The 3053-nt window shown below is 68.0% G+C and carries 3 protein-coding genes; all 3 read left to right on the forward strand.

The features are described 5' to 3' along the window. Positions 1-147 precede the first annotated feature (147 nt). The 3 genes from ACFXA3_RS23805 to clpX all read left to right on the forward strand — a co-directional run bounded on the left by ACFXA3_RS23805 (position 148) and on the right by clpX (position 2963). Positions 148-765 (forward strand): ATP-dependent Clp protease proteolytic subunit, encoded by a 618-nt coding sequence (locus ACFXA3_RS23805; protein WP_054226615.1) that lies wholly within the window; start codon positions 148-150, stop codon positions 763-765. Between the two features lie 86 nt (positions 766-851). Continuing rightward, entirely contained in the window at positions 852-1523 is a 672-nt protein-coding gene (locus ACFXA3_RS23810) for an ATP-dependent Clp protease proteolytic subunit (protein WP_054226614.1), read from the forward strand. A 153-nt stretch (positions 1524-1676) separates the two neighbouring features. Beyond that, the gene (gene clpX, locus ACFXA3_RS23815) at positions 1677-2963 is read left to right on the forward strand and encodes an ATP-dependent Clp protease ATP-binding subunit ClpX (RefSeq protein ID WP_030297265.1); all 1287 of its coding nucleotides are present in this window, start codon (positions 1677-1679) and stop codon (positions 2961-2963) included. Positions 2964-3053 lie beyond the last annotated feature (90 nt).

Here is a 3053-nt window from a genome sequence, read left to right on the forward strand (position 1 = left end):
TGGCTTTGACCGACCTGCGCTTTTGTGACAATCAATCCGAGGGCAGGGGATCACCCGGCCGCCGCCGCCCGCGCCCCCCCACCGGTCCGCGCCCCAGAACGAGACGCTGAGACGGCATGTGGCCGTCGGAGACGAGCAGGTGGATACGTGACGAATCTGAAGCCTTACGCCGCGGGTGAGCCGTCCATCGGTGGCGGCCTCGGCGACCATGTCTACAACCGGCTGCTCGGCGAGCGCATCATCTTCCTCGGCCAGCAGGTCGACGACGACATCGCGAACAAGATCACGGCGCAGCTCCTCCTCCTGGCCGCGGAGCCGGAGAAGGACATCTACCTGTACATCAACAGCCCGGGCGGCTCGGTGACGGCGGGCATGGCGGTCTACGACACCATGCAGTACATCCCGAACGACGTCGTCACCATCGGCATGGGCATGGCGGCCTCCATGGGCCAGTTCCTGCTCACCGGCGGCGCCCCGGGCAAGCGCTTCGCGCTCCCGAACACCGACATCCTGATGCACCAGGGTTCCGCCGGCATCGGCGGCACCGCCTCTGACATCAAGATCCAGGCCCAGTACCTGCTGCGCACCAAGCAGCGCATGGCCGAGATCACCGCCCACCACTCCGGCCAGACCGTGGAGGCGATCATCCGCGACGGCGACCGCGACCGCTGGTTCACCGCGGAGGAGGCCAAGGAGTACGGCCTCATCGACGAGATCATCTCCGCCGCGTCGCTGGTCCCGGGCGGCGGCGGCACCGGGGCCTGATCCCGGCCCCGGCGCGCGGGTCCTCGTACGAGGACCCGTACGCCCGCCCGCACCCGGCAAGCCCCAGCCCGCAGAACGCCACCAGGATGGTGAACACCCAGATGCACATGAACAACCTCTCTCCCGCGAGCGGCCTCTACACCGGCCCGCAGGTGGACAACCGGTACGTCGTCCCGCGCTTCGTCGAGCGCACCTCGCAGGGCGTGCGCGAGTACGACCCGTACGCGAAGCTCTTCGAGGAGCGCGTGATCTTCCTCGGCGTGCAGATCGACGACGCCTCCGCCAACGACGTCATGGCGCAGCTGCTGTGCCTGGAGTCGATGGACCCGGACCGCGACATTTCGATCTACATCAACAGCCCCGGTGGCTCCTTCACCGCGCTGACGGCCATCTACGACACGATGCAGTTCGTGAAGCCGGACATCCAGACGGTCTGCATGGGCCAGGCGGCCTCCGCCGCCGCGGTCCTGCTGGCGGCCGGCACGCCCGGCAAGCGCATGGCGCTGCCGAACGCCCGCGTGCTGATCCACCAGCCGTCCGGCGGCACCGGCCGCGAGCAGCTCTCCGACCTGGAGATCGCGGCCAACGAGATCCTGCGCATGCGCGACCAGCTGGAGACCATGCTGGCCAAGCACTCCACCACGCCGATCGAGAAGATCCGCGAGGACATCGAGCGCGACAAGATCCTGACGGCCGAGGACGCGCTCGCGTACGGCCTGATCGACCAGATCGTCTCGACCCGCAAGAACTCCCACTGACCCTTGCCGCCAGTTGGCGTGGGCACGTCGTCACATTCGGCGATGTGAACCACGTCAAGGGGGCCCCGTACGGGGCCCCCGGCAAGGTACCGTCGGATATGAGGCACCAGGAGCGCTGAACCAGGCGTCTCCCAGGCGAAGGGGAAGCACCTCGTGGCACGCATCGGTGACGGCGGCGACCTGCTCAAGTGCTCGTTCTGCGGAAAGAGCCAGAAGCAGGTGAAGAAGCTCATCGCAGGACCCGGTGTGTACATCTGCGACGAGTGCATCGACCTCTGCAACGAGATCATCGAGGAGGAGCTCGCGGAGACCTCCGAGGTCCGGTGGGAGGAACTCCCCAAGCCTCGTGAGATCTACGAGTTCCTGGAGAGCTACGTCGTCGGCCAGGAGCCGGCGAAGAAGGCCCTCTCGGTGGCGGTCTACAACCACTACAAGCGCGTCCAGGCCGGCGAGAACGGCGGCGCGCAGGGCCGGGACGACGCGATCGAGCTCGCGAAGTCCAACATCCTGCTGCTGGGCCCGACCGGCTCCGGCAAGACGCTGCTCGCCCAGACGCTCGCGCGCATGCTCAACGTCCCGTTCGCCATCGCCGACGCGACGGCGCTGACGGAGGCCGGGTACGTGGGCGAGGACGTCGAGAACATCCTGCTCAAGCTGATCCAGGCGGCCGACTACGACGTCAAGAAGGCCGAGACCGGGATCATCTACATCGACGAGATCGACAAGGTCGCCCGCAAGAGCGAGAACCCGTCGATCACGCGCGACGTCAGCGGCGAGGGCGTGCAGCAGGCCCTGCTGAAGATCCTGGAAGGGACGACGGCCTCGGTCCCGCCGCAGGGCGGCCGCAAGCACCCGCACCAGGAGTTCATCCAGATCGACACGACGAACGTGCTCTTCATCGTGGGCGGCGCCTTCGCCGGCCTGGAGAAGATCATCGAGTCGCGCGCGGGCGCCAAGGGCATCGGCTTCGGGGCGACGATCCGCTCGAAGCGCGAGATCGAGGCGAGCGACCAGTTCCAGGAGGTCATGCCGGAGGACCTGGTGAAGTTCGGGATGATCCCGGAGTTCATCGGCCGTCTGCCCGTCATCACCTCGGTCCACAACCTGGACCGCGAGGCGCTGCTGCAGATCCTGGTCGAGCCGCGCAACGCCCTGGTGAAGCAGTACCAGCGGCTCTTCGAACTCGACGGCGTGGAGCTGGACTTCGAGCGCGAGGCGCTGGAGGCCATCGCGGACCAGGCCATCCTCCGCCAGACGGGCGCGCGCGGTCTGCGCGCCATCATGGAGGAGGTCCTCATGTCGGTGATGTACGAGGTCCCGTCCCGCAAGGACGTGGCCCGCGTGGTCATCACGGCGGACGTCGTCCGCTCGAACGTCAACCCGACGCTGGTCCCCCGCATCGTCCCGAAGGACCAGGGCCCGCAGGAGAAGTCGGCGTAGCCGACCCCCGACGCACACACGAGGAGGGGGGGGGGCGGCGCCGCGCGGGGGGCGCGGCGGGGTGGTATGTCTCGGCGGACACCAGCGAGC

The sequence above is a fragment of the Streptomyces sp. NPDC059456 genome, assembly GCF_042750055.1.
Lineage (GTDB): Bacteria > Actinomycetota > Actinomycetes > Streptomycetales > Streptomycetaceae > Streptomyces.

Bases quoted from the DNA above. Each gene is read 5' to 3' on its own strand.
- ACFXA3_RS23810 (WP_054226614.1), top strand. From the start codon at position 852: ATGGTGAACACCCAGATGCACATGAACAACCTCTCTCCCGCGAGCGGC.